This is a genomic window from Clostridium zeae, assembly GCF_017312485.1.
Taxonomy (GTDB): Bacteria; Bacillota; Clostridia; order Clostridiales; family Clostridiaceae; genus Clostridium_AR; species Clostridium_AR zeae.
In genome coordinates, this window is record NZ_BMBA01000002.1 from 942,801 (window position 1) to 961,750 (window position 18,950).

The 18,950-nt window shown below is 31.4% G+C and carries 15 protein-coding genes; 5 read left to right on the top strand and 10 right to left on the bottom strand.

Annotated elements, in window-relative coordinates:
- Positions 1-327: 327 nt before the first annotated feature.
- Together J3477_RS13655 and J3477_RS13660 are read right to left on the bottom strand one after the other, a co-directional pair.
- Positions 328-1,812, bottom strand: a complete 1,485-nt coding sequence (locus J3477_RS13655) for a DUF4179 domain-containing protein (RefSeq protein ID WP_206870496.1) — start codon at positions 1,810-1,812, stop codon at positions 328-330.
- Positions 1,812-2,384 (bottom strand): RNA polymerase sigma factor, encoded by a 573-nt coding sequence (locus tag J3477_RS13660; protein ID WP_206870497.1) that lies wholly within the window; start codon positions 2,382-2,384, stop codon positions 1,812-1,814. Before J3477_RS13660 ends, J3477_RS13655 begins: the two co-directional genes overlap by 1 nt.
- Before the next feature lie 369 nt (positions 2,385-2,753).
- Here J3477_RS13660 and J3477_RS13665 point away from each other — a divergent pair, with 369 nt between their 5' ends.
- Positions 2,754-3,566 carry an alpha/beta fold hydrolase gene (locus tag J3477_RS13665; protein WP_206870498.1) on the top strand — a complete coding sequence of 271 codons (813 nt, stop codon included), beginning with the start codon at positions 2,754-2,756 and terminating at the stop codon, positions 3,564-3,566.
- 88 nt (positions 3,567-3,654) lie between these two features.
- On the opposite strand, the gene J3477_RS13670 is transcribed toward J3477_RS13665, so the two are convergent.
- The 3 genes from J3477_RS13670 to J3477_RS13680 form a co-directional block, all read right to left on the bottom strand.
- A complete protein-coding gene (locus J3477_RS13670; RefSeq protein ID WP_206870499.1) occupies positions 3,655-5,532 on the bottom strand; it encodes a beta-glucoside-specific PTS transporter subunit IIABC in 1,878 nt (625 codons plus the stop codon).
- A 116-nt stretch (positions 5,533-5,648) separates the two neighbouring features.
- Positions 5,649-6,491: a BglG family transcription antiterminator LicT gene (gene licT, locus J3477_RS13675; RefSeq protein WP_206870500.1), complete on the bottom strand. Its 843-nt coding sequence runs from the start codon at positions 6,489-6,491 to the stop codon at positions 5,649-5,651.
- A gap of 372 nt (positions 6,492-6,863) precedes the next feature.
- Positions 6,864-7,466 carry a TetR/AcrR family transcriptional regulator gene (locus tag J3477_RS13680; RefSeq protein WP_206870501.1) on the bottom strand — a complete coding sequence of 201 codons (603 nt, stop codon included), beginning with the start codon at positions 7,464-7,466 and terminating at the stop codon, positions 6,864-6,866.
- 210 nt (positions 7,467-7,676) lie between these two features.
- Here J3477_RS13680 and J3477_RS13685 point away from each other — a divergent pair, with 210 nt between their 5' ends.
- From J3477_RS13685 to J3477_RS13695, 3 genes are all read left to right on the top strand, one after another.
- The gene (locus tag J3477_RS13685; RefSeq protein ID WP_206870502.1) at positions 7,677-8,567 is read left to right on the top strand and encodes a multicopper oxidase family protein; all 891 of its coding nucleotides are present in this window, start codon (positions 7,677-7,679) and stop codon (positions 8,565-8,567) included.
- A 225-nt stretch (positions 8,568-8,792) separates the two neighbouring features.
- Positions 8,793-9,959 (top strand): serine hydrolase domain-containing protein, encoded by a 1,167-nt coding sequence (locus tag J3477_RS13690; RefSeq protein ID WP_206870503.1) that lies wholly within the window; start codon positions 8,793-8,795, stop codon positions 9,957-9,959.
- Between the two features lie 146 nt (positions 9,960-10,105).
- Positions 10,106-10,375 carry a SemiSWEET transporter gene (locus J3477_RS13695; RefSeq protein WP_206870504.1) on the top strand — a complete coding sequence of 90 codons (270 nt, stop codon included), beginning with the start codon at positions 10,106-10,108 and terminating at the stop codon, positions 10,373-10,375.
- Positions 10,376-10,547: 172 nt separating this feature from the next.
- Here J3477_RS13695 and J3477_RS13700 read toward each other — a convergent pair whose 3' ends face one another.
- A complete protein-coding gene (locus J3477_RS13700) occupies positions 10,548-11,900 on the bottom strand; it encodes an MATE family efflux transporter (protein WP_206870505.1) in 1,353 nt (450 codons plus the stop codon).
- A gap of 374 nt (positions 11,901-12,274) precedes the next feature.
- Positions 12,275-14,827, bottom strand: coding sequence for a galactose-binding domain-containing protein (locus J3477_RS13705; RefSeq protein WP_206870506.1), 2,553 nt, complete (start codon positions 14,825-14,827; stop codon positions 12,275-12,277).
- 551 nt (positions 14,828-15,378) lie between these two features.
- On the opposite strand from J3477_RS13705, the gene J3477_RS13710 reads away from it, so the two are divergent.
- The gene (locus tag J3477_RS13710; RefSeq protein ID WP_206870507.1) at positions 15,379-16,455 is read left to right on the top strand and encodes a GGDEF domain-containing protein; all 1,077 of its coding nucleotides are present in this window, start codon (positions 15,379-15,381) and stop codon (positions 16,453-16,455) included.
- Positions 16,456-16,602: 147 nt separating this feature from the next.
- On the opposite strand, the gene J3477_RS13715 is transcribed toward J3477_RS13710, so the two are convergent.
- Genes J3477_RS13715 through J3477_RS13725 form a run of 3 tightly spaced genes read right to left on the bottom strand, consistent with a single transcriptional unit; the run spans position 16,603 to position 18,937 of the window.
- Positions 16,603-17,382 (bottom strand): YhfC family intramembrane metalloprotease, encoded by a 780-nt coding sequence (locus J3477_RS13715; protein WP_206870508.1) that lies wholly within the window; start codon positions 17,380-17,382, stop codon positions 16,603-16,605.
- Positions 17,383-17,409: 27 nt separating this feature from the next.
- Positions 17,410-18,540 carry a DUF1648 domain-containing protein gene (locus J3477_RS13720; RefSeq protein ID WP_206870509.1) on the bottom strand — a complete coding sequence of 377 codons (1,131 nt, stop codon included), beginning with the start codon at positions 18,538-18,540 and terminating at the stop codon, positions 17,410-17,412.
- 19 nt (positions 18,541-18,559) lie between these two features.
- Positions 18,560-18,937: a GntR family transcriptional regulator gene (locus J3477_RS13725; RefSeq protein WP_206870510.1), complete on the bottom strand. Its 378-nt coding sequence runs from the start codon at positions 18,935-18,937 to the stop codon at positions 18,560-18,562.
- Positions 18,938-18,950 lie beyond the last annotated feature (13 nt).

Genomic DNA, 18,950 nt, shown 5'->3' on the forward strand with positions numbered 1-18,950 from the left:
TTTAATATTTCCCCATTTATTAATCAAGTATCCAAAATTATAAAATGGGGTTAATTTTTCGATTTTTTTCAATGTGATTAATATACTTACTTTAAATTTTTATAATTACTGAAAGAAATTTAACAATACAGTACATATTTTTGTCGAAGTATTGAATTTATTATTAGTTCTGTCTTCTACTCTAAATATAGTATCGTTGGTTGAATTATTTACGTTGTTCATAAAAGGTCGCCGAAATATTCTTCTTAAGTGAGCCATTTTGAACATTTTTCTTTACATTAAAAAAGCTACGGAAACTTCAATTTCCATAGCTTTTTTAAATTATATTTACTTACTTAAATCTAATATCATTTGCCTATCCTTCATAAAGAAACCATCTTCATACTTATTATAGACTAAATAATATTCTTCATCTTTATTAAGATTAAATTCATAGTCTAAAGTATTGTTTATATTGCTAGCTTTCTGATAATAATCCCATGAAGCAACATTTCTTATTTTGAAAGCTGTACTATCAAATAAATCATTATTGGATTGATACTTTTTCATTGATTTTGGAATTATAACGAAAGGTTCTAATGCTCTTCTCGCTATAAAATCTCCTTTGAAAGTTACATTTATTTTTAATTTATTATCTTGCTGCTTTATAGAATTTATAGTAAAGTTCATATCTTTACCTTGTTTTAACTCTAGTGGTGTCTTTATTTCTTTTAAACTTATAAATTGATCATCTTTATATACTATATTGTTCCTAGTATTCAACTTTAAGTTTATTGGTGTTATAATAATTTTTTTTGGTATTTCTTTTACCGGATTAAAGGTCCAAACTTCTTTTCCATTATCTGCTCTTCCACCTGTCATCCCTAAAGCATTACCTTTTTCATCACATATATATAATCCTCTAAAACTAATTTCTTCGTCAATCTGCTCAAGCTTTTCTTTTAGTGTGCCATCCTTTAATGATGTATAATAGTCTGCATTAAATTTTGTATCATAATTTGCCAAAATCTTAGTCTCTACCGGTGTAAATACCACTCTATCTATAGAAAAATTATATCCATCTATATTAGTTTTATAATTTACATCAAATATCTTAGAATTAGCTTTTAACAACTCTTTTGAAACCTTAAAGTTGAAATCCCAATTTCCTTCAGCAAATTTATAATTTTGCGTATGGATTTCGTTTATACACCAGTCTATATTAACAACATCATCTAACTTTAAATCAGAGATATCATAACTTGTTATTACTGCATATTTTTCTAGTTTATCATCTTCCTTAGATATCTTGGTTTCATCACCACCTATTCTTTCAGAATAAGTCTTTTCTAATATCTCCTTTCCATTTATCTTTAGACTATTCTTTCTAAGCTGTACTCCCCATTGAAGCTTCTTATCACTAGTCACTGTATAAATAAATTTCAAGCTGGATTCATCATATATAACTCCTTGCAGAGCTACCTCTATACCATCATAGGTTTTGCTCATATTTATTTCAGTAGCATTGGTAATGTAGTTATCATTAAATGAGTAAATATTTTTAAGATGCTGAGAAAGCTCCTTTAAAGGAGGTATATTATCAGCTAATGCTGGTGTAACCACAACTGTTGTCAAAACTAAAAATGCTAAGGATGCTGCGATGATTGCATTTCTTTTCTTATTCGTTTTTCTTTTCTTTATTTCATCTATCTTATCAGTCTTAATAATCTCATATGCTTTACCTAACTTTATATTAATTGAGTCTGGAATTTTTAATTCTTCTTCTTTGCTAAGCTCTTTTTCCATAATTCTATTAAATAATTTTTCTTCCATTACTCCTGTACCTCCTTTAATAACTGAAATAGCTTATTTCTGGCCCTTGATAGTCTAGACTTAACTGTACCTTCTGAAATATCAAGACACTTGGATATTTCCTTAACACTTAAGTCTTCATAATAATAAAGAAGTATTGGTTCTCTAAATTTAAGTTCTAACTTCTTCACCGCCTGCAGCACAGGTTGTTTATCAAAATTATAATCATCTATATAGCTCTCTTCTTTATGAAATACTTTATCTAAGAACAGAACCTTTTTTCTGCTTCTCAATATGTTATTACATTCATTAACCATTATCTTTATAAGCCAAGTCTTAAAGCTATGAAGATTTTTGAGATTCTTCAAGCTTTTATAAGCTTTGAGCACAGTTTCTTGCATAGCATCACCGATATCATCATCACTATCCAAAATCGTTCTTCCCATTCTATATAGATCTACTTTATATTTTTCCATGATGCTTATAAAAGCCTCTTTGTCTCCTTCTTTAGCTAATATTACATTGTTTTCAATATCTGATTGATAATCGTCATCCGGTTCAAACATCCCATCACTTACCTCTTCAAAATACATATAAATTCTCCTCTTTATTTTTGAATGAGCATTTGTATAATACTGTGGATGTACCCCTTCGTAATAAAACTTATTATTTTAAAATTCTCTCACCAGAAACCGTGAGAGTTTTTAAAATAGATTTCGGTTCGAAGCGGTACATCTAAAAAGCGCTTTTTAATTTAATACACATCTATAAGACGTTCGATTTAGACTTTAGGTTCCCAAAAATAAATTTTTTTTGCGAAAACTCATTAATGCATCGGATGTATAACCACTTAATTTCAACACGGTGCTTTAACATCTAAAATATATTTTCTATTATTTGGTACAAATATCCTTGTATTAGAATAGTGTATAATGAAATAATTCTATTTTGGAGAGATTATATTGGGATATTACGTTAAGACAGATGATGATGTAAAGATATATGTAGAAGATATTAATACAAAGGGTGATAAAACTATATTATTTATTCATGGATGGCCAGCAAATCATAATTTGTTTGAATATCAATTTGATGAATTACCTAAGCTTGGATATAGATGTATAGGCATTGACATAAGAGGCTTCGGACAATCAGATAAGCCTGCTGAAGGCTATGACTACGATCGATTAGCTGATGATGTTAGATGTGTTGTTAATGCCATAAAGCTAAAGGACTTTACCCTTGGAGGTCATTCTGTAGGGGGAGCAATAGCTATTAAATACATGTGTCGCCATAAAGGTTATGGCGTATCTAAGCTTGCTCTATTTGCAGCAGCAGCGCCTAGCTTAACTAGAAGACCTGAATTCCCTGCTGGCGTTAGTAAAGAAGATGTAACAGATCTTATTGACCAAACATATGTAGATAGACCAAAAATGCTCGGAACCTTTGGTGAAATGTTCTTTTTCCAAAACATAACTAAGCCATTTTCCCAGTGGTTCTTCAACCTTGGGCTAGCGGCCTCTGGAATAGCTACAGCAGCAGTTGCTACTTCCTTTAGGGATGAAGAGTTATTTTCTGATATAAAAAAAATTGAAGTACCAACTCTAATTCTCCATGGAATCCATGATAAGGTTTGTCTTTTCCCTCTTGCGGTTGCATTAAACCAAGGAATCAAAGATTCTAAACTAGTACCTTTTGAAAATAGCGGACATGGTCTATTTTATGAAGAAAAAGATAAATTTAATAAAGAATTAGTAAATTTCATAGAAGATTAAAATAAAAATGCCAGTTCAAAAGCAAAGCTTTCAATACTGGCATTTTTATTTATAGTAAAATTTCATCAAAATATAATATGCAGATAAATTATAATATAGTTAAAAGATCATCTCCATGCTCAACAGTAACATTATCAGTCTTAAGTACTTCTAGATATTTATGAGAGTTTGTTACTATTACGGGAGTAACTACATCATAACCTTCTCTTTTTATTGAATCATAATCAAAACTTATAAGCTTATCACCAGCTTCTATTATATCTCCTGTACTTGCAAAAGCTTCAAAATACTTGCCCTCTAAATGTACAGTATCAATGCCAATATGTATCAATATCTCAATCCCTTCATCAGAGGTTATGGATATTGCATGCTTTGTAGGGAATAGCATCGTTATTCTGCCGTTTACAGGAGAATAAACTATCCCTTCAACTGGATTAATTGCTATACCTTTGCCCATAATCTCATCTGCAAAGGTGTCATCATTGACTTTTGATAAGTCTATAACTTCTCCTTTAATAGGGCTTTTTACAGATATCTTTCTAGTTAATGAATCCTGATTCTTTACTACTGGCTTTTCTTGTTCATGTGTATCTACACTTTCACATCTTACCTTTTCTTGCTGCTGTATTTCTTCAAAGCCCATTACTAAAGTTAATACAAAAGCTACTACAAATGCGATTATACATACTATTATTGCATTGATAAAGTTAGCTCTTGTTCCTAAGAAAACCGGTATTGCAGCAAGGCCTGGCGATGCAAGAGTGTACGACTTTAATCCTGTTACTGCCGCATAAAATCCTCCACAAGCGCCTCCTATTAACACTGCTACAAAAGGCCTCTTATATCTTAAGTTGACTCCATACATAGCTGGTTCTGTTATTCCAAAAACTGCAGTAATTCCAGATGAACTTGCCAACTGCTTAAGTTCTTTATTTTTTGTCTTTATAGCTACAGCTAGAGCTGCGCCTCCTTGAGCAATATTTGAAGCGAGCATAGCTGGCACTATAAGGGATTCAAACCCAAATTTATTTATTGCTTCCATAGCTATAGGAACTACACTATAGTGCATTCCAGTCATAACCAAAAGCGGCATAGTTCCTGACAATAAAGTCAAAACCAGCCAGCCTGCTTTAGCATTAGAATAATTTATAACATTACTTAATAAATCACCTATTACTGTTCCTAACGGCCCTATGACAATCAATGCTAGCGGAGCTGAAACTAATAAAACTAACAATGGCTTAGTAAAAAATTTAATAGACTTTGGTGAAACTCTATCAGCAATTTTCTCGATATAAGACATCACCCAAACTATTAAAATAATAGGTATTACTGAAGATGAGTATTTTGCTAAAGTAATAGGAATACCTAAAAAACTTACATCCTTTCCTGCTTGAACTAAAGCAGAAAAATCTGGATGTAAAAGTACTGCTCCTAAACTCATCGCTAAAAAAGGATTACATTTAAACTTAATTGCTGAGGTATATGCTAAAAATATAGGTAGAAAATAAAAACCAGCATCACCTATAAAATTTAAAACATAATAGGTTTCACTTGATTTAGATAATATATTAAAAGCGGTAAGTAAAGCCAACACTGCCTTCAACATACCAGCTCCAGTTATTGCAGGTAATATCGGAGTAAATACTCCTGAAATAGTATCTAATATGGCAGTGCCTGGAGATCTTATTTCTTTATCTTCACTTAAATCTTCTTCAGCAAAATTTCCTATCTTCCTTATTTCATTGCATATACGTGCTACATCTGTTCCAATTATTATCTGATACTGTCCACCTTTATTTACCGCTCCCATAATCTCCTTATTTGTGTTTATGCCTTCTATATCAACATTTTTAATATTTTTTAGCTTAAATCTCAATCTGGTAGCACAATTAGTTACACTTTTTACGTTTGATATACCACCAACCTTTTCTAATATATCTTTTGCAAACTCATTATAATTCATTGTTTTTTCCTTTCTTACAACTTCCATCAAATATTAAAGTAAAGACCTAAACTAATTATAGTAAAGTTATATTTCACTATAATTAACTTAGGCCTAGCTCACTTAATACTTGATTGTTACTTTCCTTCTCTTTGAGTTACTCTGTTTATATGTAGCATAAAATAAAGCATTTCATCGTTTGTAATAAGTACGTCAAATTTCTTCTTTATATAATTCCTAACCTTTAGAGCACATTCATGGGCTTCAGGATATTTCTCTTTTATCTGTTCATATAAAAAGTCTTCATCACTTCCTGAAAGCTCTTTCGCTAAAAGTCTTTTTGCAAAATATCTTATATGTGTAACAAATCTGCTATAATTTAAACTTGACTCATCTATAGTTAAATTATAGTGGAATTTAACTATTTTAAGTACGTCTTCAACCATTTCTGTAACTATGATAGTCTGTTTAATATCTTCTCCACCTTGTTGTGCATTTACAAAATGTAATGCTATAAATCCAGCCTCATCCTCAGGAAGTAATATACCTTCATAATATTGTATAAGCTTTAATGATTTCAATGCTGCTGCAAATTCTTTCTTATAAAACTTTTTGATTTCCCAAAGTAGAGCATTCTTCATATTTATGCCTTGCTTATTTCTACTTAAGGCATAATTAATATGGTCTGCTAAAGCAATATAAATACTCTCATTAAGATTTACTCCTAAATCTGTTTGTGCTTCCTCAATTATTTTATTAGTCAATTCAAGATGATTTACAGGAACTTCTTTAATTAATTCTATAAATTTATTAGAGAGTTCAGGTGAATTAAGAACAAAGGTCTTTTCTACTTTTTCCAAGCCTATATCATCACCAGGTTTCTTCTGAAATGCTACGCCACGTCCTAAAAGCACCATTTCTAGCAGATTTTCATCCTCAGCTAACAAAATATTATTGTTAAATACCTTCTTTACTTTCATCCCTAGCCCCCTTTTCTTTTTGTACATCGTATCACATTTTTATTTGTAAAATAAAAAACCTAAATTAATATAAAAACGCAAAGCCACCTTGTGTTTTTATATTAATTTAGGTCTTGCCTGCTAACCAGTTACAATCCTATTAAATCATATTACATTGAAATTATATTATAGCTTGTAAACCTTGTCAATATATTACTTTTTCACGCTAATATATATTTTCAATAATATAGTTAATATAATACACAAAGACAGTTCATTTGTTCATATTATCACATGCGCTCTAGCTTTAATCATTAATTTATAAGTACCTATATTCTTCAAATATCAATATTTTCAAATATATATAAATTAAACTCTCAAATACGAACCTTATTATTTACTCTTTTTAATCAAGCTTGTGCCTAACATTTTATCAACAAGCTCCAAGTAATCCCCTTCATACTGTATACTATTGTTACAAATCAGCAAAGCAATACCATGAACCATACTCCACATAGCCAATATTGCTCCAATTTGCTGTTCTTTATCAAACCCATTTTCAGCAAGATATTTTTGTGCAACATTTTTGAACACTTCAAAAGAAGTTTCTTCATGTCCTATAAACTCATTGTTCTCAATTATAATACCCTTATCATTATTAGAGAGAAACATGAATTTTAGATATTCGGGGTTTTCTACCATAAACTGCACATAAGCCTTTCCAATCTCTATAACTTGAATTTTAGGCTCAGCTTCACTGTAACTTACTGCTTCCTTAAGTTTCAAATTAAAGCTATTCCATACTTGATCGTTTATAGCTTCTATTAGCTCATCTTTATCCTTGAAATGTTTATAAGGTGCTGCATGACTTACTCCACACATGGCAGCAACTTTTCTTAAGGAAAATTCCTTTATTCCAACTTCATTAAGAAGTAATAATCCATTTTTTATAAGGGCTTCTTTTAGATCCTTATGATGATATGTTTCTTTATTCATTATTTCCTCCCAGCTCTTGAAGTATGTGCTTTCAAAAACATGCTAACCTTTTGATAATTTTATTATATTCCAATCTGATCAACATATTGTAAGTATATCATTTGATGTTTTCATTGTAAACTTACAATCCTATAGATAAATTACAAGTAACACCAGTGAATCCTTTCTTATATAATACAGTGAATAAGTAATATTAAAGGATGTCTTACTTTGGTTATCACTCCAGATATAAATGTATTACCTTGTATAGTAAAAAATGGAATCAAGTATTTTGAGTTAATTGCTGAACCAGTTAAACAAGAGTTGCTTGCTAATCTTTTTATTAATGCATGGGGATATAATGGAAGTACTCCTGGACCTACCATTTTAGTTTATCCAGGTGACACAGTTAACATCAGAGTTTATAATACTCTCCCAGAACCAACCAGCGTTCATTGGCATGGCCTAGATGTCCCTAACAATATGGATGGAGTCCCTGATGTTGAGCCAACTCCAAAAATACAGCCTGGTAGCTATTTTGATTATAGATTTAAGATAGTTAATCCTCCTGGAACTCACATGTATCATACTCATGTGAACACCAGTCGCCAGGAAATGATGGGATTATGTGGGGGGTTCATAATTTTAGACCCTAAGCAAAAGTCCAATATAGACTATGATTATTTTATTATGCTTCAAGAGTTTCACTTAATTGGCCTTGGAATAGGTGAAATTAGACCAGGTATATATGATATTGACCCCATGTCTCATGAATTCAATTTTTTTACAATGAACGGTCGTTCCTTCCCTTTTACAACATCAATGAGTACAAGTTTAAACAGCATAGTTCGAATAAGACTTGGAAATATTTCTATGAACGCTCATCCAATACATCTTCACGGCCATCAATTTTTAGTTATCGCATCTGATGGCAATAGTATGAGTTATAATAATTATCTCTTAAAAAATACAATCAATGTTGCAACTGGCGAAACATGGGATGTAATGTTTAAGTCTGATAACCCTGGTATTTGGCCATTCCACTGTCACATTGCCCACCACATGTCTAATAATATGACAGAACCAACTGGTGGAATGTTTACCACAATTAAATATGAATAGAAACTATCAAAGCGGACTTTGACCACTTAATTTATTATTTCACCAAACTAAAATAAAGTTAGAACTAATTAATAATCTAACTTTATTTTTTATTTTAAAATACTTTTTGTCAGCGATATTTTTGTATCATTTTACAAAGTTTTAAAATAATTTAATGAAACATTGATAGCTGTAAACGTTAATACTATAATTTCCATATATAGATTTTTAAAAGGAGATTTTTATATGAGTCAATTCGAAAAGCTTACTCCACTATTAAAAAGTTTTATAGAAAAAGGTCCTGCCGGATGTTCCTTGTCAGTGTTTCAAAACAGAAGTCAGAAATATAGCAATTTTGTAGGATTTTCAGATTTAGAAAATAAAACACCTATAACAGAAGATAGTATATACAGAATTTACTCAATGACAAAAGTTGTTACCTGTGTTGCTGCACTTATTTTATATGAAAAAGGTCTTTTTCTTCTTAATGATCCCATAGAAGAATATCTTCCTGAGTTCAAAAATTCTTTAGTACATAGATATACTCCATATGGAGCTTTATATACTTCACTTGCATCAAAACCAATAACCATAAAAGATCTTTTTACTATGTCTTCTGGCTTAACTTATGCAGGAGATAACATAGAAACTGCACGCTACATTTCAAAAATAGAAAAGGGGTTCGCTCATAAATCTTCTTTTGGCGAAAAATATACTATTAGAGATTTTTCAAAAGCAATTGCAACCGTACCACTAGCTTTTGATCCTGGAACCCATTGGCAATATGGTTATAGCCATGATATTCTTGGTGCCTTAATAGAAGTTGTATCAAACAAAAGTTTAAGTCAATTTTTTAAGGATGAAATCTTCGATCCTCTAGAAATGAAAGATACTTTTTTTAGGATTCCAGAAGATAAACTTCATAGATTATGTAATCTTTACAACCGTTCTGAAGATGGAATATTAACCAAAATCACAAATATGGATGCAAATTATAAACCTGACGCTATTTTTGAAAGTGGTGGTGCAGGTCTATTGTCTACTCTCAGCGACTACAGCCGTTTTGCTCAGATGCTTGCCAATGAAGGTGAGTTAAATGGTGTTAAAATACTTAGTGCTAAAACCGTTGAACTTATGTCTATAAATCATCTCAGCCAAGAACAACTATTAGATTTTGATTGGCCTTATCAATCTGGTTATGGGTATGGCCTTGGAGTAAGAGTAATGATAGACAAAGCAAAAGCTGGTTCAAACAGTTCCTTAGGAGAATTTGGTTGGTGCGGGATGGCCGGTACTTGGGTCATGATAGACCCTAAAGAAAAACTCTCAGCTGTTTACATGCAGCAGATGTTCCCTAACTTCGAAGCATACCATCAACCAAGACTTAGGAATGTTATATACGGTTCACTCTAATCAGTGTCATCTATTAATTTATCTATACATCATAACTGCACCAATACAGTAACGAACTTTAACAATTGAAATGTCCTTATTTATATAATAAACTTAGCTTGTAAACTATCATAATAAATAAAGTTTATATATCGAAGGAGGGCATGATGTTTTTTAAAGTTATAAGTATAATAGCAGCAATTTTAACAACCGTTTCCTTTGTTCCTCAAGCAGTAAAGACAATTAAAACAAAAGATACTTCAGGCATATCTTTCGTTATGTATCTTCTTTTTACAGTTGGTGTATTTTGTTGGTTAATCTATGGTACATACATAAAAGATATTGCTATAATATCAGCAAATGCAGTAACCTTGATTTTAGCATCAATTATATTAAAATGTAAATTTGATAATGTTCGAAAATTTAATGAAAGTTAATATTTTGATTTCCCTTTATTTAAATATATAATGAAAATAAGAAGATAGCTAAACTGACCTTTAGCTATTTTTTTATGATGTTATGCAAAGAAATCACCGAAGAAAATTTCAGTGATTTCTTATTTATCTATCCAATATAATTATTGATGATTCTTAATAATATTTAAATAACTTACGCTGAAGTTACCTCAACCTTTCTTTGAATTACTACTCGATTTTTCCACTTTCCTCTTACAAATCTAATGAAATATAATATTCCCCTAACTACCCAATCTATAAACATTCCCATCCATACACCTGCAAGTCCAAAGTGTAAGGTTACTCCTATAAAGTATCCCATAGTAACCCTAAAAACCCACATACCTATAAATGAAGTAACCATTGTATATTTACCATCTCCTGCACCTTTTAATCCGGATGGTAATACAAAAGCAATTGCCCAAACTGGAGTAAATATAGAATATAGTCTGCACACATTCGCACTCAGATTAACTATTTCTTGATCAGTCGTATAAAGTGAAGGAAGTATTCTTGAAAAAGGTAAAACTGCCAGTGCCATAATTATTAAAGCAACAGTTGCAAGTTTAGTTATATAAGCTAGAGTTTTTTCAGCTTCCTTACTATCCCCTCTTCCCATGTATTGACCTACTAATGCTGTAGCAGTAACGCATAAAGCATTTCCAGGTATGTTAATCATCCCACCTATAGAGTTAGTTATAGAATTGGCTGCTATAGCTGCAGTTCCCATGTTAACAATATATATTTGAGTTATTAGCTTGCCTCCGTTAAATACCAAAGACTCAACACTAGCAGGAAGTCCTACAGAAAATATTGGAGCAAGCAGGCCTTTATCAGGTTTGAATTTTTTTATTTCTGTTAACTTAATTATCTTTGATCCTCTTAGTAAAACACTTAATACAAGCAATGCACCAATTATTCTAGCCAATGCTATACCTATTGCAGCTCCTGTAACCCCTAATTTTACAATATTTATAAATGCAAAAGTAAAAGTTACATTCATAATATTCATAAAAATAGTTATTTTCATAGGTGTTTTGGTATCTCCTGCTCCTCTAAGGATACCATTACAGATTAGATCTATGGTTATAAATGGATAAGTTAAAAGGGTTATAGATAAGTACTTATCCGTTGAGTTCATAACCTCATAGTCTACAGATCCAAAAAGAAGCTTTATTAGCGGTTCTTTCAATATAAACATTAAAAGTGTAATTATTAGTGTTATAAATACCCCAGAATACAGTGCTTGCTTCATTGATGCATTTGCTTTTTTAACATTTCCTTGACCTATGAATTGAGCTACTACAACCATTCCACCAATTGCCAGTGCTGAAAAAAAAGCTATAAAGATATTATTTACTGAATCTACCATACCAATTGCTGAAACAGCTTCTTTTCCTATATGACCTGCCATCATAGTGTTTACCATTCCCATAGACATTACAAACAATTGCTCTGCAAGAATTGGCAGCGTCATAGTGATGATATTTTTACGGATAAACTTCATTTTACCACCTACGTATAAGACTACTGTACGAAATATAGACAATAAATACTTATACTTATTTATAAGACTCTACTTATAAATATTTATTACCCAATCGCCAAGTTCCTATTACGCCTTTCTTAATAGTATTATAACTCTTACTGTCAAGATAAGAATACTTTTCATATTACTTTTTATTAAAACTGTATTAGAGCAGTTTTAATACTTTCTTATACACAAACTTAATTCATACTTACTGAAAAGTTATAGCCTTAAGGTATTTAACCTATACATTAATTGTTGAGCTAAAGCTTCCCAACAAATAAAGTGACCTGATTTTATTAAAATCAAGTCACTTTATCCTCATATTTATCTTTTTACACTAAAACTTTCAATTACCACCCACTATTTCCTGTTCCTTTACTCAATGTAAAAGTTCCTGTAGCATCATTCTTCAACGGAGATCCTGCCGAGCTAGCTACAGATACATTACTAAGAGTTGCAGAACCTTTTGTTCCAGCTTTAACCCATATTCCATCTGTACCAGAACCATTAATTTTTATATTACTTAATGTTGCATTATTTATTGGTGCTGGATTTGGATAGTTATAAGTTTCACTTTGGAATACTAAACCTGCGTAGGTTGAATCATTTATATCTATATTATTTATATTTATACCATTCAAAGGTGAATCAACAGCATAAATCCATAACGCTCCAAATTGGATTCCCCCCCAGAAAGCTCCGCCACAGCGAGTCAATGTAACTCTTTGTACTGTTGTAGTCCCACTAAATGGTACTGGTTTAAAGCATGAACTTATATTTACGCCTGCATAAGTTAAAGTATCTGCTGCTGTACAGTCTTCGATTGTGTTATTTGCGCCACCATAAATTGCATAAGCATTTGCTCTCCAAGTCAATTGCACTGAGCAATGTTTTATTATATTATTTTGGCATGGTGCACTGCTCATATCAGTTGCTGACCAAATTGCAAAAGAATCATCACCTGTCGTTCTAGCAGTACAATTTTCAACTGTAGAATTATTTGTGCTATTGCATAAATTAATTCCATCTGCAAAAGTATCTCTTATTCTCCAACCATAAATATGGATTCCACTTGCTGTATTTGGTGATCCACACCAGAAACCACAGTTCGCATGTTCAATCCATATATTTCCGAACTCTGCTCCTGTTCCAGGAGTATTACAAAAAGCTTTTCCACCTGTATCACGAATAGTACCTTCTCCAAATAAAGCTAGATCATATACTTTGAAATTATTAGCGCCATTTAAATTAAACCCTAAATTGCCCCAATCAGTTTGTTCTGTACTAGGACAATAAAGCTTAGAGTACCACATACCTGCTCCTTGAATTGTGATATTAGATTGAGCAATTATCTTATTTGTTTGATAAAAAGTACCTTCTGGAATCCAAACTCCAGTACCTTTTCCTTGAGCGACTGCATTCATACATTGTACTATCGCATTTGAACAATCTTGGGTGCTTCCAGCAACAGCACCATAATCTGCTATTGAAAGGTATCCAGCAGGCTTTGTCTTTGGAGCTACTTGCTCTAAGTCAATAAAATCTATTCCATAGTATGCTGCTGTATCTCCTGAATCTACTTGAAGCCTCACCTTTGCTCCTTGAGGTATATCACCAGTTAAAGCTTGAGCTTCATCATATATACGTCTTGGTGTACCACTACTTGGATTATTGTTTGGTTGACCTTCATCTCCATAAAGCCAGCTATTTTTAGAAGTTAGATTTATCTTTTGTCTGAATGACCCATTCACATAAAGACTTATTGTTGCATTTGTTCCACCACCAGTTGTTGAGTCTGGTATACAATTTCTTACAACAATTGAATTAGCTTGTTTTGTTGTAGTCCATTCAACATATTTTCCTTGACCTACAAGCTTTACAGCCTTACGACCTGAAGCTTCTCCGGCAAGATCTCCTACATTTCTATTAGGTCCTACTACTGTTCCGTTCGTAACACCATTTTCAGCTTCGTATTCAATCCAAGGAATTTGAGCCCCACGATCTGTTGAAACTTGACCAATTGTTAAACTGCTATTTAGGGTATTATTACTTTCATTTGATTCTGCTATAAGATTTACATCATCTATATAAGCTTGTACTGTATGCGTTCCATTAGTGGCTGTCCAAGATATTTTCCCACCATTAGGACCATTATTGCAAGTTAAAGTAGCAGTTCCTCCTGCCGGTATTGATGCCGTATAATTATCACACCAATTAACTTGAACCCCATCTACAAGTATGCTAAGCCCATGCTTAACACCTGCTGGAGTTGCTGCTGTCCCTTGGTTCTTAATTACTGCACTAAAGGTAACTTCATTTCCAGTAGAAGGATTTGCTGGATTCCAGGTTATATTAGTTACAACTAAATCAGGAGTTCCTGTTGTAGCGCCTGCACCATATACTTCAAATTCAGCTACTTGTCCTCCTGTTGCTCCAGAATTAACTGTAATACTAACTCTTACATATCTTGCTGTTGTACTAGAAAAGGTGATTGTAGCAGTATTGCCAGATGCAGGATCAAATGTATATACAACTGATGCAACTGCAGTAGAATAACTACTATTATCAGTACTAGTAAGAACTGATAAGGTTTGAGTTCTTTTCCCCCAATCTGTTGATGGATTAAGCTTAAGCACTATTTTATTGACACTTTGTGCACTTCCAAGATCTACTGTAAGTGCGTTTGGATACGAACCAGAGGCCCCCTCCCAATAAGTTCCCGTATTACCATCATTCGCATTAGAAGCAATATAATTTTGTGTGTAATTATTTGCTACTATTGTTTTTCCAAGCGCTAAATTTCCAGTATCAGCGTGAACCTCCACTGAATGTAGTACTATTTGAGTTAGCAACATCACTAGCGCTATAAAGCAGCAGCTAACCCTTTTTAAATCTTTTCTCATTTACTTCCCCCCATTCTTAAATTTTCACAATAATGACTCATACTTGTAAGAACTATTTTATATTTCCTCACATCCACAAACATTTAATAGCTCTTTCTTTCGTATCTTATTTATTCTTTGGTTTTCCAAAGATTATTTTTTTCTTACTCTAAAATTTAGTTATCTACAGATTTTCTTTTGTTATAACTATAAAGAATAAAAAAAGGATTTCACTTTTGTTAAGGATTTTCCGCCATAAAATATGCTTCAATACTTACATTTCAATTAACTTTAGTTGTAATTTTATGTTTATATTTCCACACATATTTCATTCTAGTATACTTTGCAATATATCAAAAGTGTATAACAATGCTAAAAGGTTTAAAAAAATGCTAATTTATAAAAGACAATATACTTTATCTGTTTTTCAAGCTCAGAATCACCTTCTAAATATCGCACTTCAATTTCAATAATTTTTATTATTTGACATTTATTTTTATTCGCACATATATATTAGGTAATATAAATATGTTATAATATGTCATATAACAACTATATAGGGGGTGAGCTATATGATTAGTTTACTGTTTGTAAATGCTACCATTCTTATTAGCTTTATTTTTCTAGGAAATCAGTTATTTCAAAATAAAAATATAAACTTAACAACTCATGTGTCCATAAAAGACAAGCTGTTGTTAGGCTTCATAACAGGTTTAGCAGGATGTGTATTAATCTTTTATAGCATTACTATATCAGATAGCATACACCTAGATTTTAGAATAATCGCTATGATCATCGCTTCAATTTATGGAGGTTTTTTATCTAACCTTGTAACTACAACCTTGATTGTTATATTTAGAATTGGTTATTATGGAGTAAATGAAGCTTCTATTATAGGCTCCTTAGGCTTAATTGTTTTGTTATTAGCGTATAGCATTATATGTAGCTTTAAGACAAAATTCAAAATGAAATTTATTCAAATGTTTTTGTTTAATTTACTATATGGTATCATAGTTTTTTCAATACTTATCTCAAAACACACGCTCCTTATAGAGGTATTGAAGAACTATATATTTGGTAACACAATTGTTTGTGCTTTGGTATATTACATTTTAAACTATATAAGAAGGCTTAATGATCTTAATCGAAAACTAAAATATGAATCTACTAAGGATTTTCTTACTGGTCTTAATAATGTAAGATCCTTTGACAATATGTTAAATATTCTATTGCATAACACTGTCGAAAAGAATGAACATTTATCAATACTTATGCTAGATATAGATTTTTTTAAAAAAGTAAATGATACCTATGGCCATTCATCTGGTGATTTGGTTTTGAAACAGTTTAGTGATATCCTAACCAATTCATGCAGAAGTTTCGATATAGTTTCTAGAAATGGTGGCGAAGAGTTCACCGCAATCTTATTAGATTGTAATTGTAAACATGCAACAGAAATTGCAGAACGTATCAGAAAGAATGTAGAAGAAGCTCTATTTACAATTGAAGGCAATAAACAAATTCATGTAACAGTTTCTATAGGAGTAGCTTCTTATCCTGATTCAGTACTTAATATTAATAATATTTTGCATTCAGCTGATGATGCTTTATATCTTGCAAAACGTACAGGTAGAAATAAAGTTTGCTAGATATAACAAAAAAGGACCATGCACATAAAGGAGCTTTCACCTTTGTTTGCATGGTCTATAATTTTATATTAGTATTATATTTAATTTACTTTAATCCTTTTAAATATATATAGCTTTAATTACAGCTAGGAACTCGTCCATAATATATTAATCATTGAGTTCCGCACTTTCAAACATTTTCTTACTTCTAACTATAAATACTAATCCAATTATCGCAAATATCCCTAGCAATACTTCTATAGCAGCAACACTAGTTATAATCTTCGATTGATATAAAGCTGGTGCAAGATCAACTAAAGCATGTAATAAAATAGCTATTAGAAGGTATATATTCTTTCTTTGTCTTATTCCATATAAAACTACGAAAGTAAGCGCTATTTGAATTATAAATGCAAATACTCTCTCAGCACCACCAAGTGCTACCCCTGAAACAGTTGCATTTACTACAGAGTTCTTTACTGTATCTACAATCGATGAACTCTGACCTTTTAGTAATACCCCTAGGGTACCTGAATTTACAGCAAGTGCTATCACTAATGAATTTACCATGCTCAATCCGCCTATCAATATTGCCTCTATTCCTCCATGGCCTATTGCATAGCCTATACCATCTTTCCACTTTCTATTTCTTTTAAGCAAAGTCTTAAACATTACGAATCTTCCAACTTCTTCAAAAACTCCAGCAGCAAGCGCTCCATAGAGACCAAAGCCTAATGTCCCAACTGTTAATATTTTTGAAGATATCACTGCCTTATGCATTAACTGTTCTAGTACTAGGCTAAATAACACAAAACCTAATATTCCTGTGAAAGTGGTTTTTATAGAAAAATGTTCTTTTACCTTAAAGAAAATCAATGTTCCTATTGGAACTACGAAACATAAAACCATAACAACAACTAAACATATAATCACACTATTACTTACCATTCTATTTACCCCTTACTTTAAAATTGATTAAGAAAATATTAAAGGAAATATAGACATTGCTAGTATCAAAATCAACAATCCCACTGAGATTACAATAGCAATTTTATTACCAAAATTTAAGGTCCAGCCAACTCCAAAGCGTTTTTCTACGAAAAGTGAAGGATCATTTGGGTTATAGTATATTGATCCAAGCTTCCAAAATATATCATCATCTATATTACTAACCGTATTATCTACCTCTTCATTAGTTGAAGTTTTTAAATTACTTCCTCCTTGGCCAAGTTTAAAGGTTAAAAATGTAGGTACAAAAATTATCAATACAAAGACAGCTATCAGCACTGGAGTTATCTTTCCTAAATTAACTGAAATTATATTTAATGAATTTAAATTAAATAATGTTATTAAACTAGAAAGCAATACAGTTAATGAAAATATCATGATTGAATTAAATCTCTTAAATTTATATAATTTTTGTGATGAAGACATAGGCTGAGCTGCATCAATTTTGTTTTTACTAATTGCAATAGAGTAGTTAACAAAGGCTAATATGCCTACTAATATTACTGTCATCATCCCATTTGTTATTACTGCCCCTACAGATTTCTCGATGAAGTTATCTGCTACTCCATATATATTCCAGTGGATTCCTATTTTAGAAGGAAGCTCATCATATTTCATCAATGGTAATATAAGATTAGAAATAGCTATTATTGCAGGTATAATAAACCAATATGATGATAGCACTGCAGTATTTCTCAACTTTCGTGACATTTCTGTATTTACATAAACCACCTGCTTTTTATTTGCTAGCAAGTTGTTTTGAGCTTTATACACTTTAACTCTATTATTAGCTTTTAAAAATATCAAAAAATAGCCAAAAATTACAATAAAAATTACTGCTATTAAAGTTACTGGATTAGTAAAAATAATATTCTGAACTATAAAATATAGAACAGCCATAACTGCTGTAAAAATGGTGATGTTCACATAATAGCTTTGGGTAGCTGCTTCAATCTCCTTATCTTTTGTTCTATCTAGTGGTATTACAATACCAAATATTATATCCTTTCTAGTCATTTTAGGAGTAAGCAAAAATGTAATATATAACAATCCTACAATTAAAGCAGACATCAAATTCATAATAAATAAATCATTCATAAACAAACCTCCTTAAGGTTCACTTTTCATACTCATAATATAATTTTTTACATTCATTAATAAAATCTTCTTTAGAAACTCCAAAACAATGAGCTTGTGCAATAATGTTTCTTAATTCTTCTTTAAGAGAGCTTGTAGCTTTTTCATTTTGCTTTATTGGAATTGCATTTACCACTGCCCCCTTGCGTCTATCTATTGTTACAAAACCTTCATCTTTTAATAAGTTATATCCCTTATTTACTGTGTGGAGATTTATACCGATGTCTTCAGCCATTTGACGAACAGATGGTAAACTTTCTTCTGGCTGAAGTTCTCCACTTGCTATTCCATGGACAATTTGATTTTTTAATTGGAGATATATAGGTACTTCGCTTTGAAAATCTATCTTTATCAGCATCCTGCACTTCCTT

Bases quoted from the DNA above. Each gene is read 5' to 3' on its own strand.
- J3477_RS13690 (WP_206870503.1), top strand. From the start codon at position 8,793: ATGAGTCAATTCGAAAAGCTTACTCCACTATTAAAAAGTTTTATAGAA.
- J3477_RS13715 (WP_206870508.1), bottom strand. From the start codon at position 17,382: ATGGTAAGTAATAGTGTGATTATATGTTTAGTTGTTGTTATGGTTTTA.
- J3477_RS13660 (WP_206870497.1), bottom strand. From the start codon at position 2,384: ATGTATTTTGAAGAGGTAAGTGATGGGATGTTTGAACCGGATGACGAT.
- J3477_RS13705 (WP_206870506.1), bottom strand. From the start codon at position 14,827: ATGAGAAAAGATTTAAAAAGGGTTAGCTGCTGCTTTATAGCGCTAGTG.
- J3477_RS13680 (WP_206870501.1), bottom strand. From the start codon at position 7,466: ATGAATAAAGAAACATATCATCATAAGGATCTAAAAGAAGCCCTTATA.
- J3477_RS13700 (WP_206870505.1), bottom strand. From the start codon at position 11,900: ATGAAGTTTATCCGTAAAAATATCATCACTATGACGCTGCCAATTCTT.
- J3477_RS13670 (WP_206870499.1), bottom strand. From the start codon at position 5,532: ATGAATTATAATGAGTTTGCAAAAGATATATTAGAAAAGGTTGGTGGT.
- J3477_RS13655 (WP_206870496.1), bottom strand. From the start codon at position 1,812: ATGGAAGAAAAATTATTTAATAGAATTATGGAAAAAGAGCTTAGCAAA.
- licT (WP_206870500.1), bottom strand. From the start codon at position 6,491: ATGAAAGTAAAGAAGGTATTTAACAATAATATTTTGTTAGCTGAGGAT.
- J3477_RS13725 (WP_206870510.1), bottom strand. From the start codon at position 18,937: ATGCTGATAAAGATAGATTTTCAAAGCGAAGTACCTATATATCTCCAA.
- J3477_RS13710 (WP_206870507.1), top strand. From the start codon at position 15,379: ATGATTAGTTTACTGTTTGTAAATGCTACCATTCTTATTAGCTTTATT.
- J3477_RS13695 (WP_206870504.1), top strand. From the start codon at position 10,106: ATGTTTTTTAAAGTTATAAGTATAATAGCAGCAATTTTAACAACCGTT.
- J3477_RS13720 (WP_206870509.1), bottom strand. From the start codon at position 18,540: ATGAATGATTTATTTATTATGAATTTGATGTCTGCTTTAATTGTAGGA.